At 65.7% G+C, this 14,408-nt stretch carries 12 protein-coding genes; 5 read left to right on the forward strand and 7 right to left on the reverse strand.

Annotated features, from left to right (window positions below):
- Positions 1 to 718 (forward strand): nucleoside hydrolase (locus G3N93_RS21110; protein ID WP_241026635.1); only part of this gene is annotated, 718 nt, incomplete at its 5' end.
- Positions 719 to 765: 47 nt separating this feature from the next.
- Here G3N93_RS21110 and G3N93_RS21115 read toward each other — a convergent pair.
- Positions 766 to 1,677 (reverse strand): LysR family transcriptional regulator, encoded by a 912-nt coding sequence (locus G3N93_RS21115; RefSeq protein WP_174942274.1) that lies wholly within the window; start codon positions 1,675 to 1,677, stop codon positions 766 to 768.
- Positions 1,678 to 1,771: 94 nt separating this feature from the next.
- Here G3N93_RS21115 and G3N93_RS21120 point away from each other — a divergent pair, with 94 nt between their 5' ends.
- Both G3N93_RS21120 and add read left to right on the forward strand, forming a co-directional pair.
- The gene (locus tag G3N93_RS21120; RefSeq protein ID WP_174942272.1) at positions 1,772 to 3,121 is read left to right on the forward strand and encodes an NCS2 family permease; all 1,350 of its coding nucleotides are present in this window, start codon (positions 1,772 to 1,774) and stop codon (positions 3,119 to 3,121) included.
- 46 nt (positions 3,122 to 3,167) lie between these two features.
- Positions 3,168 to 4,268 (forward strand): adenosine deaminase, encoded by a 1,101-nt coding sequence (add, locus tag G3N93_RS21125; protein WP_206133866.1) that lies wholly within the window; start codon positions 3,168 to 3,170, stop codon positions 4,266 to 4,268.
- A gap of 30 nt (positions 4,269 to 4,298) precedes the next feature.
- Here add and G3N93_RS21130 read toward each other — a convergent pair whose 3' ends face one another.
- Positions 4,299 to 4,751 (reverse strand): nuclear transport factor 2 family protein, encoded by a 453-nt coding sequence (locus G3N93_RS21130; RefSeq protein WP_206133867.1) that lies wholly within the window; start codon positions 4,749 to 4,751, stop codon positions 4,299 to 4,301.
- A 179-nt stretch (positions 4,752 to 4,930) separates the two neighbouring features.
- Here G3N93_RS21130 and G3N93_RS21135 point away from each other — a divergent pair, with 179 nt between their 5' ends.
- A complete protein-coding gene (locus G3N93_RS21135) occupies positions 4,931 to 6,856 on the forward strand; it encodes a WG repeat-containing protein (protein WP_206133868.1) in 1,926 nt (641 codons plus the stop codon).
- Between the two features lie 46 nt (positions 6,857 to 6,902).
- Here G3N93_RS21135 and G3N93_RS21140 read toward each other — a convergent pair whose 3' ends face one another.
- The 4 genes from G3N93_RS21140 to G3N93_RS21155 all read right to left on the reverse strand — a co-directional run bounded on the left by G3N93_RS21140 (position 6,903) and on the right by G3N93_RS21155 (position 12,288).
- Positions 6,903 to 9,131 (reverse strand): penicillin-binding protein 1A, encoded by a 2,229-nt coding sequence (locus G3N93_RS21140; RefSeq protein ID WP_206133869.1) that lies wholly within the window; start codon positions 9,129 to 9,131, stop codon positions 6,903 to 6,905.
- 238 nt (positions 9,132 to 9,369) lie between these two features.
- Positions 9,370 to 10,221, reverse strand: coding sequence for a DMT family transporter (locus tag G3N93_RS21145; RefSeq protein ID WP_174942257.1), 852 nt, complete (start codon positions 10,219 to 10,221; stop codon positions 9,370 to 9,372).
- On the reverse strand, positions 10,185 to 11,501 hold the full coding sequence (locus G3N93_RS21150; protein ID WP_174942255.1) for an opine metallophore biosynthesis dehydrogenase: 1,317 nt from the start codon (positions 11,499 to 11,501) through the stop codon (positions 10,185 to 10,187). Before G3N93_RS21150 ends, G3N93_RS21145 begins: the two co-directional genes overlap by 37 nt.
- Positions 11,494 to 12,288: a nicotianamine synthase family protein gene (locus tag G3N93_RS21155; RefSeq protein ID WP_206133870.1), complete on the reverse strand. Its 795-nt coding sequence runs from the start codon at positions 12,286 to 12,288 to the stop codon at positions 11,494 to 11,496. The genes G3N93_RS21150 and G3N93_RS21155 overlap by 8 nt, the downstream gene beginning before the upstream one ends.
- A gap of 182 nt (positions 12,289 to 12,470) precedes the next feature.
- Here G3N93_RS21155 and G3N93_RS21160 point away from each other — a divergent pair, with 182 nt between their 5' ends.
- Positions 12,471 to 13,367 (forward strand): LysR family transcriptional regulator, encoded by an 897-nt coding sequence (locus tag G3N93_RS21160; RefSeq protein WP_174942251.1) that lies wholly within the window; start codon positions 12,471 to 12,473, stop codon positions 13,365 to 13,367.
- Here the strand turns inward: G3N93_RS21160 and G3N93_RS21165 are convergent.
- A partial coding sequence (locus tag G3N93_RS21165; protein ID WP_206133871.1) for a PLP-dependent aminotransferase family protein occupies positions 13,368 to 14,408 on the reverse strand: 1,041 nt, incomplete at its 5' end. It lies immediately after the preceding gene.

The following is a 14,408-nucleotide window of genomic DNA, read 5'->3' on the forward strand; positions in this document are numbered from 1 at the left end:
CCGGTTCTGCGCGCGGAGCGCGCACGGCGAGTGGGGCGGCGAGGGCTGCGGGGCGCGCGGGCCGCGGGCGCCGCGTGGCGCCGGGCACGCGGTGTCGTATCTCGTCGATACGCTGAGCCGCGCGGCGCCGGGGAGCGTGACGCTGTGCGCGCTCGGCCCGTTGACGAACATCGCGACCGCGCTGGTCGAAGCGCCGCAGATTCGCGGCGCGCTGCGCGAAATCGTGCTGATGGGCGGCGCGTTCTTCGAGCGCGGCAACATCACGCCGGCCGCCGAATTCAACATCTACGTCGATCCGCAAGCAGCCGAAGTCGTATTCGGCAGCGGCGTGCCGATCGTCGTGCTGCCGCGCGACGTCGCGGTGAAGGCGCCGATCACGCCGGCGCGCGTCGCGCCGTTCCGCGCGCTCGGCAACCGCTGCGGCGCGATCGTTGCCGACATCATGGATGCCGAGCTGGCGTACAACAAGAAGCGGCGCGGCGTCGAAGACGCGCCGATGTACGACCCGACCGCGGTCGGCTATCTCGTCGATCCGACGCTGTTCGGCGGCCGCAAGGTGAACGTGATGGTCGAGACGACCGGGCAGTGGACGCTCGGCGAGACCGTCGTCGACTGGAACGGGCGCAGCGGCCGCGCGGCGAATGCGACGTGGATCAACGAGGTCGACGCGGAGCGCTTCTACGCAGCGCTCGTCGAGCGCATCGCGAAGCTGCCCTGAACGCGGGCAGTCGCGCGGCGAACAATGAGCGGTGAACGTGAACGCGATCAGATGTGCTTCGCAATCCACTCGCGGCACGTACGCACGTGCGGGCCGCGATCGTCGCCGGCGAGCGAGATCAGCGAGATCGCGCGCGTGACGCGCGGCTTGTCGACGCGCAGCGCGACGAGTTCGGGGTCGTGCAGATGCATCGTGTAGAGGCTCGGCAGCACGGCAGTCGCGAGGCCGTTGCGCGCAAGCGCGTAGAGCGGCTCGGTGTATTCCATCCGGTACGTGACGTTCAGGCGCAGCTTCTCGGCGCCGCCGGTGCGATGCAGCGATTCGCTGACGCTGCCGCGCACGAACACCGCGAGCTCGCGATCGACGAGCTTGGCCCACGTGACGCTCTTCGCGCGGGCGAGCGGATCGTCATGCCGCACGACGATCACGATCTCGTCCTCGAAGAGCTGCCGGTAGCGCAGCGTGCCGTCGTCGCTGTCCGGCTCGCGCACGCCGATGCCGAGATCCGCGACGCTGTCGCGCACGGCTTCGACGAGCGCGCTGTTCGGCAGGTCGGTGAGCGTGAAGCGCAGCGTCGGATGGGCGTCGCGCAGTGCGTTGAGCGCGGGCAGCAGGCGGCCCGCGACCGACGGGATGAACGCGATGCGCACGGTCTGGATGCGTTCGCCGATGAGCCGCGTCATGTCGTCGAAGGTGCCGCGCGCCTGGTTGAGCAGGCGTTCGGCGAGCGGCAGCACGGCTTCGCCGGCGGACGTCAGCGTGAGCCGGTGCGCGGAGCGCGCGAACAGGCGCCCGCCGAGCAGGAACTCGATCTGGCGGATCGACGCGGTGAGCGCGGGCTGCGTGAGCGACAGCGCCTGCGCGGCTTGCGTGAAGCTGCGTGCGTGGGCGAGCACGACGAAGTGCTGGACCTGCCGCAGCGTAAGTGCGGGCAGCAGCGACGAGCGGTCGGACGACATCGGGCAATAACGGTCGGGATGCGGTACGCGGCAGTATAAGACCGCGCTGCGTGAATCGACACAGGACAATATTCGGAATCACAGGAGAACCACCATGTCAGCGACTGACACGATGCCGGCGCGAGCGCCGGCCAACTGGCTCGAACGCCGCTTCGCGCTCGCCGCGCGCGGCACCAGCGTGCGCACCGAGACGATCGCGGGCGTCACGTCGTTTCTCGCGGCCGCGTACCTGCTCGTCGTGATCCCGTCGCTGCTCGCGACAGGCGGGATGGAGCGCGGCGCGGCGACGACCGCGACGATCATCGTGTTCGTGCTGTTCACGACGCTGATGGGGCTCTACGCGAACCTGCCGTTCCTCGTCGGCCCCGGCATCGGCGGCTCGGTGATCATCGGCGTGACGCTCGCGACGACGGAGCACGTGGGCTGGCAGACGGGCCTCGGCATCGCCTGCGTATCGGGCGTGCTGTTCTTCCTGCTGACGATTCTCGGCGCGCGCGGCGTGGTGGTGCGGTTGATACCGGTGCAGATCAAGCTCGGGCTCGGCGCGTCGATCGGGCTGTTCGTCACGATGCTCGGGCTGCGCAATGCGGGGATGGTCGTCGCGAACGCGAAGACCAACGCGTTCGCGCTCGGCGATTTCTCGCGGCCGGGCGCGCTCGTCGCGTTGATCGGCCTCGCGGTCGCGATCGTGCTGCAGGCGCGCAAGGTGCCCGGCGCGATCCTGATCGCGATCCTCGTCGCGGCCGCGGCCGGCGTGCCGCTCGGCGTCACGCATCTGCCCGCGTCGTTCGTGTCGCTGCCGCACAGCATCGCACCGATCGCGTTCAAGCTCGACATCGGCAGCGCGTTGAGCCTCGCGGCCGCGCCGTACCTGTTCGCGTTCTTCGCGGCCGAATTCTTCTCGACGCTCGGCACCGCGCTCGCGGTCGGCGCGAAGGCGAACCTGCTCGACGAACAGGGCAACCTGCCGAACATCAACCGGCCGTTCCTCGTCGATTCGCTCGCGGCGACGATCGGGCCCGTGTTCGGCATTCCCGCGCTCACCGCGCTGATCGAATCGGCGGCGGGCGTCGAGGCCGGCGGCCGCAGCGGGTTGTCGTCGCTGGCCGCGGCCGTGCTGTTCGCCGCGATGCTGCTGTTCGTGCCGGTCGCGCTCGCGATCCCGAAAGAGGCGACCGCGCCGGCGCTGATCCTGATCGGGCTGTCGATGTTCGCGACGATCCGCCATACGCATTTCGACGACTTCACCGATGCGCTGCCCGTGATGTCGATGGTGCTGCTCACGCTGATGTCGAACAGCTTCGGCACCGGCATTGCGGGCGGGCTGCTGTGCTACGTGCTCGTCAAGCTGCTGGCCGGCCGCTGGCGCGACGTGTCGTGGGGGCTCGTCGTGCTCGCGATTCCGCTCGGCTATTACTTCTGGACCGTCGTGAAGCCGCACTGAGAGACGGCATTCACGACGCATCGGCACTACCGAAAAAGAGACTGAAATGAAGGGAACACCAGGTAACGTCCCGGCCGCGCGCACGGGCATCGAGATCACGCAGGCCCATCGGGCCTTCTTCCACGCGCTGCCGAAGGTCGAGCTGCATTGTCACCTGCTCGGCGCGGTGCGGCACGACACGTTCGCCGCGCTCGCGGAGCGCAGCGGCGCGCCGATCGAGCGCGCGGAGATCGACGCGTTCTATGCGCGCGGCGAAAAGCCGGTCGGCGTGCTGCACGTGCTGCGCGCGCTCGACAAGTATCTGCTCACGCAGCCCGACGACCTGCGGCGGATCGCATACGAATATCTGGAGGACGCGGCCGCGCACAACGTCCGGCATGCGGAATTCTTCTGGAATCCGACGGGCACGGTGCGCGTATCGGGCATCGCGTATGCGGACGCGCAGGCGGCGATCGTGACGGCGATCCGCGACGCCGCGCGCGACTTCGGGATCGGCGCGCGCCTGATCCCGAGCATCGACCGCGAGCAGGATCCCGACGAAGCCGTGGCGATCGTCGAATGGATGAAGGCGAACCGCGCGGACGAAGTCGCGGGGCTCGGGATCGACTATCGCGAGAACGACCGGCCGCCGGAACTGTTCTGGAAGGCTTACCGTAATGCGCGCGCGGCGGGTTTTCGCACGACCGCGCATGCGGGCGAGTTCGGGATGCCGTGGCGCAACGTCGAGACGGCCGTCGATCTGCTGCAGGTCGATCGCGTCGATCACGGCTATACGATCGTCGACAACCCGGCGCTGTGCGCGCGCTATGCGGAACGCGGGATCGTCTTCACCGTCGTGCCGACGAATTCGTACTACCTGCGCACGCTGCCGCCGGAGCAATGGGCGGAGCTGCACCCGATGCGCAAGATGCCGGGCCTCGGGCTGAAGATCCATCCGAACACCGACGATCCGACGCTGCACAAGGTCAATCCGTCCGAAGCGTGGGAGCTGATGTTCAGCCATTTCGGCTTCACCGTGGCCGAGCTGAAGCAGTTCATGCTGAACGGGATCGACGGTGCATGGGTGGACGATGCGACGAAGGCCGCGTGGCGCGCGGCGTGGGCGCCGGAGTTCGACGCGCTTGCTGCCACGCTCGCGGCGGGCTGAGCGCGGCTGCGTTATGCGCCGGCGGTAGCGTCAACCAGCCGGCGCCTCGTTCAGGTTCAGGTGGTAGCGCAGGTCGCCTGCGAAATCGAACAGCGTGTAATCGCGGAACGAAAAGCGCCACACCCCGTCGACGCGTTCGAATGCGTCGTGATAGCGACCTGCCGCGACCGGTTGCAGCGGGAACCCATCGACGGCCTGCAGCACCGTGTAGTACGAGCGTGCCGTCGCGCAATGCGCGGCTTCGTCGATCTCGATGATCGGATTGCTCACCATATGCTTCGTGCGCGGCGTGCCGCACGCGTAACGCTTTACGCTCGCACTGAACAGCGCGAGCAGTTCATCCGCGCCGATCGTCGGCGCACCTTCCTGCGTCTTGATGCGCGCATGGAGGAACAGCTCGGCGACACCCGGCAGGTCGCCGGCGTCGAGCAATTCCGCGTAGCGGTACAGCAGGTTCGCAATCGCGACTGCGCTGTGGGTCATGCGGCCTCCACCGTCGTTGAACGATGACGCCGATCGTGAACGTCGCGCAGCGGCTCCGCTTCGTCCGGGTGGACTAATCCGGTGCCGGGTGTGGCAAAGGCAACTGCCTTCGTCATCGCGCTCCTATAATGAGCGCCGACACGGCAACATCAACAATAAAGACGAGGGCGACCCTTCCGATGGGCAATCGATCATGGCTGTATCTCCAGGCCGGTGACGGCGACGACGAGCGAACGATCGCGCTCGCGGAATCCAACAATCACTTTCCGCTGCTGTGGCGCGTACTGCTCGCCAACGGCGGCGCGGGCGACGCGATTACCGATCAGCGCGTGTTCGGCGATGCCGGCACGCCGAATCTCGCCAGCGACGCGCGCGCCGCGCATGCGCGACTCAGCCGGCTCGCGGCGTTCGTCGTCGCGCACCCGCTGCCCGGCGACGATCCGGCGCTCGCGCGCCAGTTCGATGCAGTCGTGCGCCATCTCGGCGAGTCGATCGATGCGCTTGGCGATGCGCACGGCGCACCACGGTTTTCCGCAAATCTCGACGAGTTGTCGTGGCTCGACGGCGGCGATCCGGACGACTACATCAACCAGGAACGCGATACCTGTACGCGCCTGTGGTGGCAGGTCGCGAACTGCATGGACTTCCGCGACGCGCGCGGCGTGCGCGATGCGCTCGAGATCGAGTCGCCGCCCGACTGGCGCGACTGGGCGTGGGGCTTCGGGTTCGGCTGCATGTCGCATCACTATTTCATCCGTCAGGAGCCGCCGCGCGGCGTGATGTTTGCCGAGATGTTCGATGCCGGCGAGGTGCACGGCAACTGGCTCGGCTACGGCACGTTCAGCTTTCGCGCACGCAACGGGCTGTGGGGCGTGCGGCGTGAAACCGACGACGCGTGGCGCGTGATCGTGCCGCCCGAGTGGACGAGCCTGTGGACGAGCGGCGCGCGTGACGACCGGTTGCTGTGGGCCGCGCGCGACGGGAAGGTCGGCCTGCTGTTCGCCGATGGCGATGTCGACCGCGACGGTGACGGGGACGGGGACGAGATGCGGATCGTGCGCGAACCGTCATTCGACGCCGTGTGGGATTTCAGCGGCGACGTCGCATGCGTGCGCGTCGGCGAGCGGTTCGGGCTCGTGCGCACGGACGGCACGTGGGTGCTCGAACCGTCGCTCGACGATTTCGGTGATTTCACCGGCGGGGTCGCGTCCGCGAGCCTGGACGGCCGCTGGGGCTTCGTCGACACGCACGGTGCATGGGTGATTCCGCCGCGTTTCGACGATGCGCATGAATTCGAGAACGGCACCGTCGCGGCGGTATCCGAAGGCGAGCGGTGGGGGCTGATCGGGCGCGACGGGCAGTGGCGCGCGCAGCCCGATTGGGACGTGCTCGAATGGTCGTCCGAATGCGGCGCCTTCCTCGCGCAGCGCAACGGTCACGTCGGCCTGGTCGATGCGAAGGGCCGGGTCGTCGTCGAGCCGCATTACGCGGAAGTCGCCAGGCTGACCGACGACGAACGCACGGACATGCTGACCGAGCTCGGCGCGATCCGCCACATCGTTCGGCGCGACGACGGGCGTTGCTCGATCGTCGACGGGCAGGGCCGCGTGCTTGCACCGTTCGACTTCGTCAACATGGGTGCGCTGCCGTGGTTGCCCGATGACGAAGCCGTGCCGGGCGAACTGTTCACGCGTTACGCGATCGGCGTCCTGCCGGGCGAGCCGGTGCGACTCGCGATCTGCGATCTCGAGACGGGCGCGACGGTCGTGCACGGGCGCTACGACGACGTGGCCGGCCTGTTCTGGGGCGCCGATCACGGCTGGCTGGCCTGTGTGCAGGACGAGGGCGACAACGACGTGCGGGCGACGGTGCTTCGCGCGGACGGCACCGTGCTGCATCCGGCACGTTACACGCGGATCGGTGACGATGCGCTGTTCGACGACGATCGCGACGCCGCCGGACACGCGATGCTGATGCCATGGTTCGTCCGCCGTGTCGCGGTCGCGCAGAACTGGAGCATGGGCGAACCGGTCGCCGCATTGCGCGACGACGGCGTGCCCGTATGGCTGTACGCGGACGGGCACGCGACGACGACGCTTCGTTAGGCCGGACGGCTGTCGTGGTCGCGGGCGTGGCCCGCCGGCACCCCGATCAGCGGAAGAACCTCAACCAGTCGAACAGGCCCGGATGCGGCGCGCGTCGCCGCGGCGCCGGTGCGCTGCGCGGCCGAAAGTCCGGCGAGAACTGCGCGTGCGGATCGATCGCCCGCGCGCGCAGCGCCGCATCGTAGAACGTGCCGACGATCGGCAGCGCGCTGTGCGCGCCCGCGCCCCAGTAGTCGCTGCGCAGCGTCACGCTGCCGTCGTCGAAGCCGACCCACGCGCCGGCCACGAGCTGCGGATGCATCAGGATGAACCAGCCGTCCGCGTTGTCCTGCGTCGTGCCCGTCTTGCCGGCGACGTCGACACGGATTCCGTAGCGCGAACGGATGTCGGCGCCGGTGCCGCGATCGACGACGTCGCGCATCACGTCGACCAGCGTCTGCGCCGCAGGCTCCGGCAACGCACGCTCGGGCGGTGCGCTGCCGAAGGCCGCGAGCACCTTGCCGTCGCGATCCTCGATGCGCGTGATCATCTGCGGCGCGACGTACACGCCGCGGTTCGCGATCGTGCCGTACGCAGACACCATTTCCTTCAACGTGACGGGGCTCGTGCCGAGCGCGAGCGACGGCACCGCGTCGAGCGGGCTCTCGCGCACGCCCATTGCGCGGGCGAGTTGCGCCACCTTCGCGGCGCCTTCGTGTTGCATCACCTGCGCGGTGATGCGATTGCGCGACAGCGCGAGTGCATCACGCAGCGTCATCGGCTCATCGGTCGGCGGCTCGGCATCGGTCGGGCGCCAGACCGCACGGCCGTCGATCGGGATCGCCACGGGGCGGTCGACGAACGTGTCGCCCGGCCGCATGCCGTCCGCGAACGCGGCGCCATAGACGAACGGCTTGAACGTCGAGCCGGGCTGGCGCCGCGCCTGCGACACGTGATCGAACGGTTCGCTGCCGAAATCGGGGCTGCCGACCCACGCGCGGATTGCGCCGTTGCGCGGATCGATCGCGACGAAGCCGGCCTGCACCTGCGTCTTGCGCTCGCACAGCGTGCGCATGAAATCCCGATTGGCGCCGAGCTGCTTCAGCGCCGCGACATCGGTGAGCCCCGTGTCGCGTGCCTGCCGATAGTCGGGTGTCTGGCGGATGAAGCCGCGGAACAGGTCGTTGCGCAGCCCGCAGCCGGACGGGCCGCGCCACGCGCTGTCGGCGATCGCCTGCAGCCGTTCGGTCTGCCGCGTCAGTGCCTGCGTTGCCATGTCCTGCAGCCGCGCGTCGAGCGTCGTGCGCACGACGAGTCCGTCGGAGTACAGATCGTAGTTGTTGCGATCGGCCCACGCGATCAGCCATTTGCGCAACTGCACCGCGAAGTGCGGGGCGAGGCCGGGCTGCCCCGATTGCGGCTCGAAGTCGACGCGCAGCGGCTGGCGCTGCAGTTTCGCGAGCTGCTGCGGCGTCAGCATGTGCATCTGCGCCATCCGGTCGAGCACGATGTTGCGTCGCTGCACCGCGCGCTCCGGGTTCAGCACCGGGTTGTAGTAGCTGTTGCCCTTCAGCATCCCGACCAGTGTCGCGCTTTCGACGATGTCGAGCTGGTCGGCCGACTTGCCGAAGTAGGTGCGCGCGGCCATTTCGACGCCGTACGCGTTGTACAGGAACGGCACGGTGTTCAAGTAGGTTTCGAGAATCTCGTCCTTGCTGTACACCGACTCGATCTTGAACGCGGTGATCAGCTCCTTCACCTTGCGTGTGAGCGTCGGCGCGCGGCCGACTTCATCCGGATACAGGTTGCGTGCGAGCTGCTGCGTGATCGTCGAGCCACCCTGACGGTCGCCGGAGAACGTATGCAGTCCGGCCGCGATCGTGCGGCGCAAGTCGATGCCGTGATGCGCGTAGAAGCGGTGGTCCTCGGTCGCGATCAGCGCGTCAACCATATGCGGCGAGATCTGCTTGAGCGGCACCCATTCGCGGTTGACGGGCCGGAACTCGGCGATCAGTTGGCCGTCGGCGGACAGCACGCGCGCGGGGCGGTCGATGCGCGCCTTGCGGATGTCGCCGATGCTCGGCGTGAACGGGACGAATGCGAGCAGCACCAGCAGGCCCAGCACCGGGATCGCGGCGAGCGTCAGCGCGACGCCGCGGCGTGTCGGATGACGCAGGCGATGCAGCATGCCGGCGCCCAGCGCGCAGATGCGCGCGCCGCACGCAGCGGCGAACGGTGCGACGCGGGCGCGGCAACGGAGCCACGCATTTCGGAGAAGCGGCACGAAGCGATTCAAGGCGGCAGGAGCGCGGATGGAAGAGGCGCGATCCTAGCAAACGACACACGTGCGACGCCGGCCAAAACGGCCGTTTGCTTGCAGGATTTACAGACGATTACGTTTGTTGCCTGCCGACAACCTTTTACGGCACGCGCGGCCGCGATTCCGCTGACGAAACCACGTCCGCGAGTCGTCGCGCGGCCTCGCGCTCGCGATGCGTGCCTTCGTCCTGGCGCAAGGGTGTCACCCCAACGATTCAGGTTTTGAGTCGGGACAAATTGATGCAGGCAACGATGATCAGGATGCCGCCAGCGATTGATTCAACGTCCATCGATTCATGCCAGAAAATCCATCCCCATGACGCATTGAAAACGATGCCGATGTAGCGTGTTATCGCGACGACCGACGCCCTTTCATGTGTAAACGCCTTTGTGAGAAACAATTGCCCGAACAGCGAGACGCCCCCGAGTGCCAGCAAGAGGCCGTATTGGCGCGGCGTATCCGGCCAGACAAAATCCTTCCACATCAGCGGAACAGACACGAGTGCCGCAATGGCCAGAAAGTAGAAAACAATCTCGTACGCATGATGCTTGATGCTGAGCTGGCGAATGGCGACGTGTGCGCCCCCCGCAAACACCGCACTCAACAGGCCGAGTCCGGCATAGATCGAGTAACTCGAGTATTGGTAGGGTTTGACGATCAAGACGGCACCGGCGAGGATGACCGGGAGCAGCAACCACACCTGTCTGGGTATGTGCTCTTTCAGAAAGATGGCCGAGAGCAGGATGATGAACACCGGGGAGAGGTGCGCGAGGATGCTCGCATCGGCGAGCGGAATGTGCGCGATCGCATAGAAGTAGCAGACGAGATAGAACGCACCGAGCAAGCCGCGTACGACAAGCATGGACAGGTCGTTGCGGGAGAACGGCACGCTCGCGCGTCGCATCAATAAATACACGAGCGCCGTACCGATGACGCCGCGAAAGAAGCCGATTTCGGCCGGTGGCAGTGTCGCACTGAGTTCCTTTACCAGTGCATTCATGATGCTGAAGGTGAAGGAGGCCAGGACGGCTAGCAGGACTCCGCTTTTCCACAGGTCGTTGACCATTGGCGGTAGATCGTTTCCGCCTGTGCCTGTGTGGTTTCTTGAAGGATGGTCGGATGACAATTGCCAGCTCCTTTTTCCCTGATGAAGCGCTGTATGGCGGATTCGTAATTTGAAAGCAGGGCGCGTGCATGCGGCATCTGCAGGTCGAAGCATTGCCCGAGACAATGGATGAGTGACAGCTTGCGATGATCCTCAAGCGGCACGCGTGGAACCTGCCACAGCCCATCCGCATCAACACTGGCGCGGCGGAACGGAACCGCAGAAAAGTCGAAGTATCGGCCGTGTTCGTCGGGCTGCGAGAAGGGATCCACAAGCAGTGCGCTGTAACGGACAAACAGGAGGTACTCCTGGTGCAACTCGTCGAAGTCGGGAAAATGGGTGATCGCGTCCCGCCGGAGCATGACGTCGTCGACCGGATAGTTGTCGTCGTTGAGGAATTTGAGAAGGTTGACCGGCTGCGCACCCATATGCTCGAGCAACGTCGATATTTCTTTCCAAAGTCGGACCATGCTGCGCATGACTTGCGGAGTAATCGGCCCCTCTGGATGGAGCTTGTAGATATAGCGGTCCGGTCCATTTGAAAACAGGACGTGCTCCAATGCCGAAGGGCACAGGACGAGCGGACTGTGGACGTATGTCGTGATGCTGCGCGCTTCCGCCTCCAGTGGCGAACGCATAGTGACGACTTCGATGCCGTGACGTTCCACAGCGCGCCGCACGGTGTGCAAGGTTGCGCATTCACGGTTTGCGGCAATGAAGATCCGGCGCTTGAATGCCTTGGTCGTGGCGGCAAGGGGCCGGCTGGCATCGAGAATTTTTGTGTCACCGAAATAACTGGATAGGCAGATCACGTTGAACTGCCTGTTCGGCGGCAGCGCGGCTTCTACCAGCAACGCTGCCCCGAGGAAAGGCGACATCAATACGATCGAGCGTATTCGTGCCAGGCGATCCCAGGGCAGCGTTTTAAGCACGTCCACATAGCAATCCGCCGGTGTACAGAGAATCAATGTGTCCCACCGATCGTCGAGACTGTCCGCGCCTTCATGAAAACTGTCGATCGGCATGCTGACGGGCTCGCTTGAGGCCCGTCCGCGTCCCTCCAGTGAAAGAGGCTGCCCTGCCGTGATCGCGTCGCGTATGAGACGGCTGCGCACACCAGGACGACTCATGAATCCCATCATGCCGTCAGACACACTACGAAGATCGAACGCGAACTGGATGGCTACGGCGCCAAGCCCGATGACGAGAAAATCCTCTGTCGTATTGCTGTGGTCACGCATGGCAGGGTTTTTCGAGGACGATCGTATCGAACATCGAATGCGCGATGGCCGGCCCGGCAACCTTCCAGCGGCGAAGGCAGGCCGGATCGATCGAGTAATTGAACAGTTCCTTGATGCCTGTCCCGTATCGCACCAGCACCTTCGCGCGATCGTTCATCACTTTCCAGATTTGCTCGAGCACGTTCGCCTTGCTTTCGACGAGGGAGGCGATCATGAAATGCGTGGCGTGTCGCGCAAAAGGAAGCGCATCAACTGCGAGGCTCGTAAACTCCATGAGCCCGCCCAGGCCCTGCCGATTGGCGATTTGCAAGCCAAGCAGAGTGGCTTCGTCGTCGATGACGACGCAGCACAGTTGCGCCTTGGTCTCGCGGGCGATCAACATCGCTGATGTTGGGAATGCTCCTGAACCGATGAACAGGATGCGGGCCTGATCCGTAATACCCACGCGACCTATTTCGGCGCGAACCGACGCCGTGAGCGAGTCGAGGTAGGGGCCAAGATCCGTACCGTCGCGCAGCATCCGTTGGCACAGGTACTTTTCGAGGCTGCACAGGGCAGTGACGGCAGAGTCCCGCACCTTGTGGACCAGACGTGATTGCTCGACGTCGTTCGGCGCCGATACCCAGCCTGGCGGGGCCAATTCGTTTGCGATGAACTTGCTGAGTTCGTCGATCTTGCGTTTCAGGATCTCGTAGCAGCCGTCGGCTTCTCTTGCGTACCCGGTCAGGAGACGAAGCTCACTTTCGAGTTGCCGAAGCATTTCCGTTTCGTCGATACATACGCTCATGGGACCAGTCCTCGGGAATCAGCATGGCTTGTCGACTCGACAAGCCCTCTCAGTCATGTCGACCTGGTTGGCCGATCTATATCGATAATGGATACTTGATGCGTAGATAATGCGTGATCAGATACGTTGTTCCCAATGCAGTTTTGACTCGCAGGTAGTCGCCATTGATATAGGTGATGTCGATGAATCCACGCCAACTCGAAGCTTTCAGGGCGGTCATGACGACCGGTACGACGACCCGCGCATCGGATCTGATGCACACGTCGCAATCGGCGATCAGCCGACTCGTCAGCCAATTGGAAGCGACGTTGCGCCTCAAGTTGTTCGACAGGGATGGTGCGCGGCTGCGCCCGACGCCGGAGGCCAAGGCGCTGTTGATCGAAGTCGAGCGCATGTTCGCCGGGATGGATGTGATCCGGGAGCGGGCAACCAGTCTGCGGGAGGGGCGGAGCGGAATCCTGACGATTGCGAGTCTGCCCGCACTGGGGTACGGGCCGTTGCCTGCTTTGATCACGCAATTGAGATGCGACTTGCCGGATCTCCTTATTCGCTATGAAATTCACTCGTCCCAGGAGGTGCGCGAGCGTGTTGCGAGCGGGCAATGTGACGTAGGGTTTGCCGCCGAACTGATCGATACGCATGGATTGGTCGCCCGATCAATCGCAAGGCGGCGAGCAGTACTTGCGGTGCCAGCGGATCATGTCCTTGGGCAACGATCCCGCGTTTCGCTGTTCGATCTGGTGGACTACCCGTTCATTGCGTTGCCGTCGAAAGATACGTCACGCCGTCAACTCGACGCGATGCTGGCGAATCGGGGCAAGAAACTCAATGTCGTCATCGAGGCCGCCTACACGCTGACCGTTGCTTCCATGGTGTGTCATGGCGCAGGCATAGGGCTCGTTGATCCGCTTTCCGTCGAGATGTTCGACTGGCACGGCGTGAGGTTCGTCGAGGTCGACGAACCGATATGGTTCAACACCCTGGCGATTCATAACATGTCGACACCTCTTTCGGCGCCTGCCAGCAAACTTTTGGCCTTGGCCGACGCGGCCTGGAATGGCGCCGGACATGAGCGCTGATCAAGACTCCACTGACGCAACCACATCCGCCAACCGCTGCGCGGCCGCCTCCATCTGCGCGCGGCCGAACCCGCCGAAGCCCAGCACGAGCCCCGGGCGAGCCGTGCCCGGCGCGAACATCGGCGACACCGCACGCACCGCGACGCCGGCTTGCGCGGCGCGCTCGACCACGTCGAGATCGTCGATCCCTTCCGCGAGCCACAGCACGACGTGCATCCCCTGATCGCCCGGCTGCACCCACGCACGTTCGCGCGGCAGCCGTGCACCGAGCGTATCGATCAGCAGCGCGCGCTGTTCCGCATACACGCCGCGCACGCGGCGGATGTGGCGGTCGAGATGGCCTTCCGCGATGAACGCGGCCAGCACGTGCTGGTCGGCGGTCGGCACATGACGATCCATCAGCACGCGGGCGCCGCAGAACGCAGGCACGAGATCGGCGGGCGCGATCACGTAGCCGAGCCGCAGCGACGGAAACAGGATCTTGCTGAATGTGCCGAGATAGATCACGCGGTCGGGGTCGAGCCCCTGCAGTGACGGGAACGGATGGCCTTCGTAGCGCAGCTCGCTGTCGTAGTCGTCTTCGACCACCCATGCGCGCTGCGCACGCGCCCACGCGAGCAGCGCATTGCGCCGCGCCATGCTGAGCGGCATGCCGAGCGGATACTGGTGCGACGGGGTGACGAAAGCGACCCGCGCATGTGGTGCGAGACGGATGCCGGCGTCGACGTCGATACCGTCGGCGTCGACCGGCACCCGCACCATCGCGTCGCGCCGCCCGGTGCTGTCGAGCAGCGCGGTAATGCCGCGATAGGCCGGATTCTCGACCCATGCCTGATCGCCCGCGCCGAGCAGCACCTGGCTCGCGAGATGCAGCCCCTGCTGCGTGCCGCTCGTGATCACGACCTGGTCGGCATCGCAGCGCACCGAGCGCGAGCGGCGCACGTAGTCGGCGATCGCTTCGCGCAGCGGCAGCGCGCCTTGCGGATCGGCATAGCCGGACGGCGCGCCGGCGCCGCGTGCGCGCAGGCGGTTGCCGAGCCG

This window comes from Burkholderia sp. Se-20378 (assembly GCF_017104665.1).
GTDB lineage: Bacteria > Pseudomonadota > Gammaproteobacteria > Burkholderiales > Burkholderiaceae > Burkholderia > Burkholderia lata.

Excerpts from the sequence above, each read along its gene's own strand:
- G3N93_RS21135 (WP_206133868.1), top strand. The coding sequence starts at position 4,931 with ATGGGCAATCGATCATGGCTGTATCTCCAGGCCGGTGACGGCGACGAC.
- add (WP_206133866.1), top strand. The coding sequence starts at position 3,168 with ATGAAGGGAACACCAGGTAACGTCCCGGCCGCGCGCACGGGCATCGAG.
- G3N93_RS21160 (WP_174942251.1), top strand. The coding sequence starts at position 12,471 with ATGAATCCACGCCAACTCGAAGCTTTCAGGGCGGTCATGACGACCGGT.
- G3N93_RS21130 (WP_206133867.1), bottom strand. The coding sequence starts at position 4,751 with ATGACCCACAGCGCAGTCGCGATTGCGAACCTGCTGTACCGCTACGCG.
- G3N93_RS21115 (WP_174942274.1), bottom strand. The coding sequence starts at position 1,677 with ATGTCGTCCGACCGCTCGTCGCTGCTGCCCGCACTTACGCTGCGGCAG.
- G3N93_RS21145 (WP_174942257.1), bottom strand. The coding sequence starts at position 10,221 with ATGGTCAACGACCTGTGGAAAAGCGGAGTCCTGCTAGCCGTCCTGGCC.
- G3N93_RS21120 (WP_174942272.1), top strand. The coding sequence starts at position 1,772 with ATGTCAGCGACTGACACGATGCCGGCGCGAGCGCCGGCCAACTGGCTC.
- G3N93_RS21155 (WP_206133870.1), bottom strand. The coding sequence starts at position 12,288 with ATGAGCGTATGTATCGACGAAACGGAAATGCTTCGGCAACTCGAAAGT.
- G3N93_RS21150 (WP_174942255.1), bottom strand. The coding sequence starts at position 11,501 with ATGCGTGACCACAGCAATACGACAGAGGATTTTCTCGTCATCGGGCTT.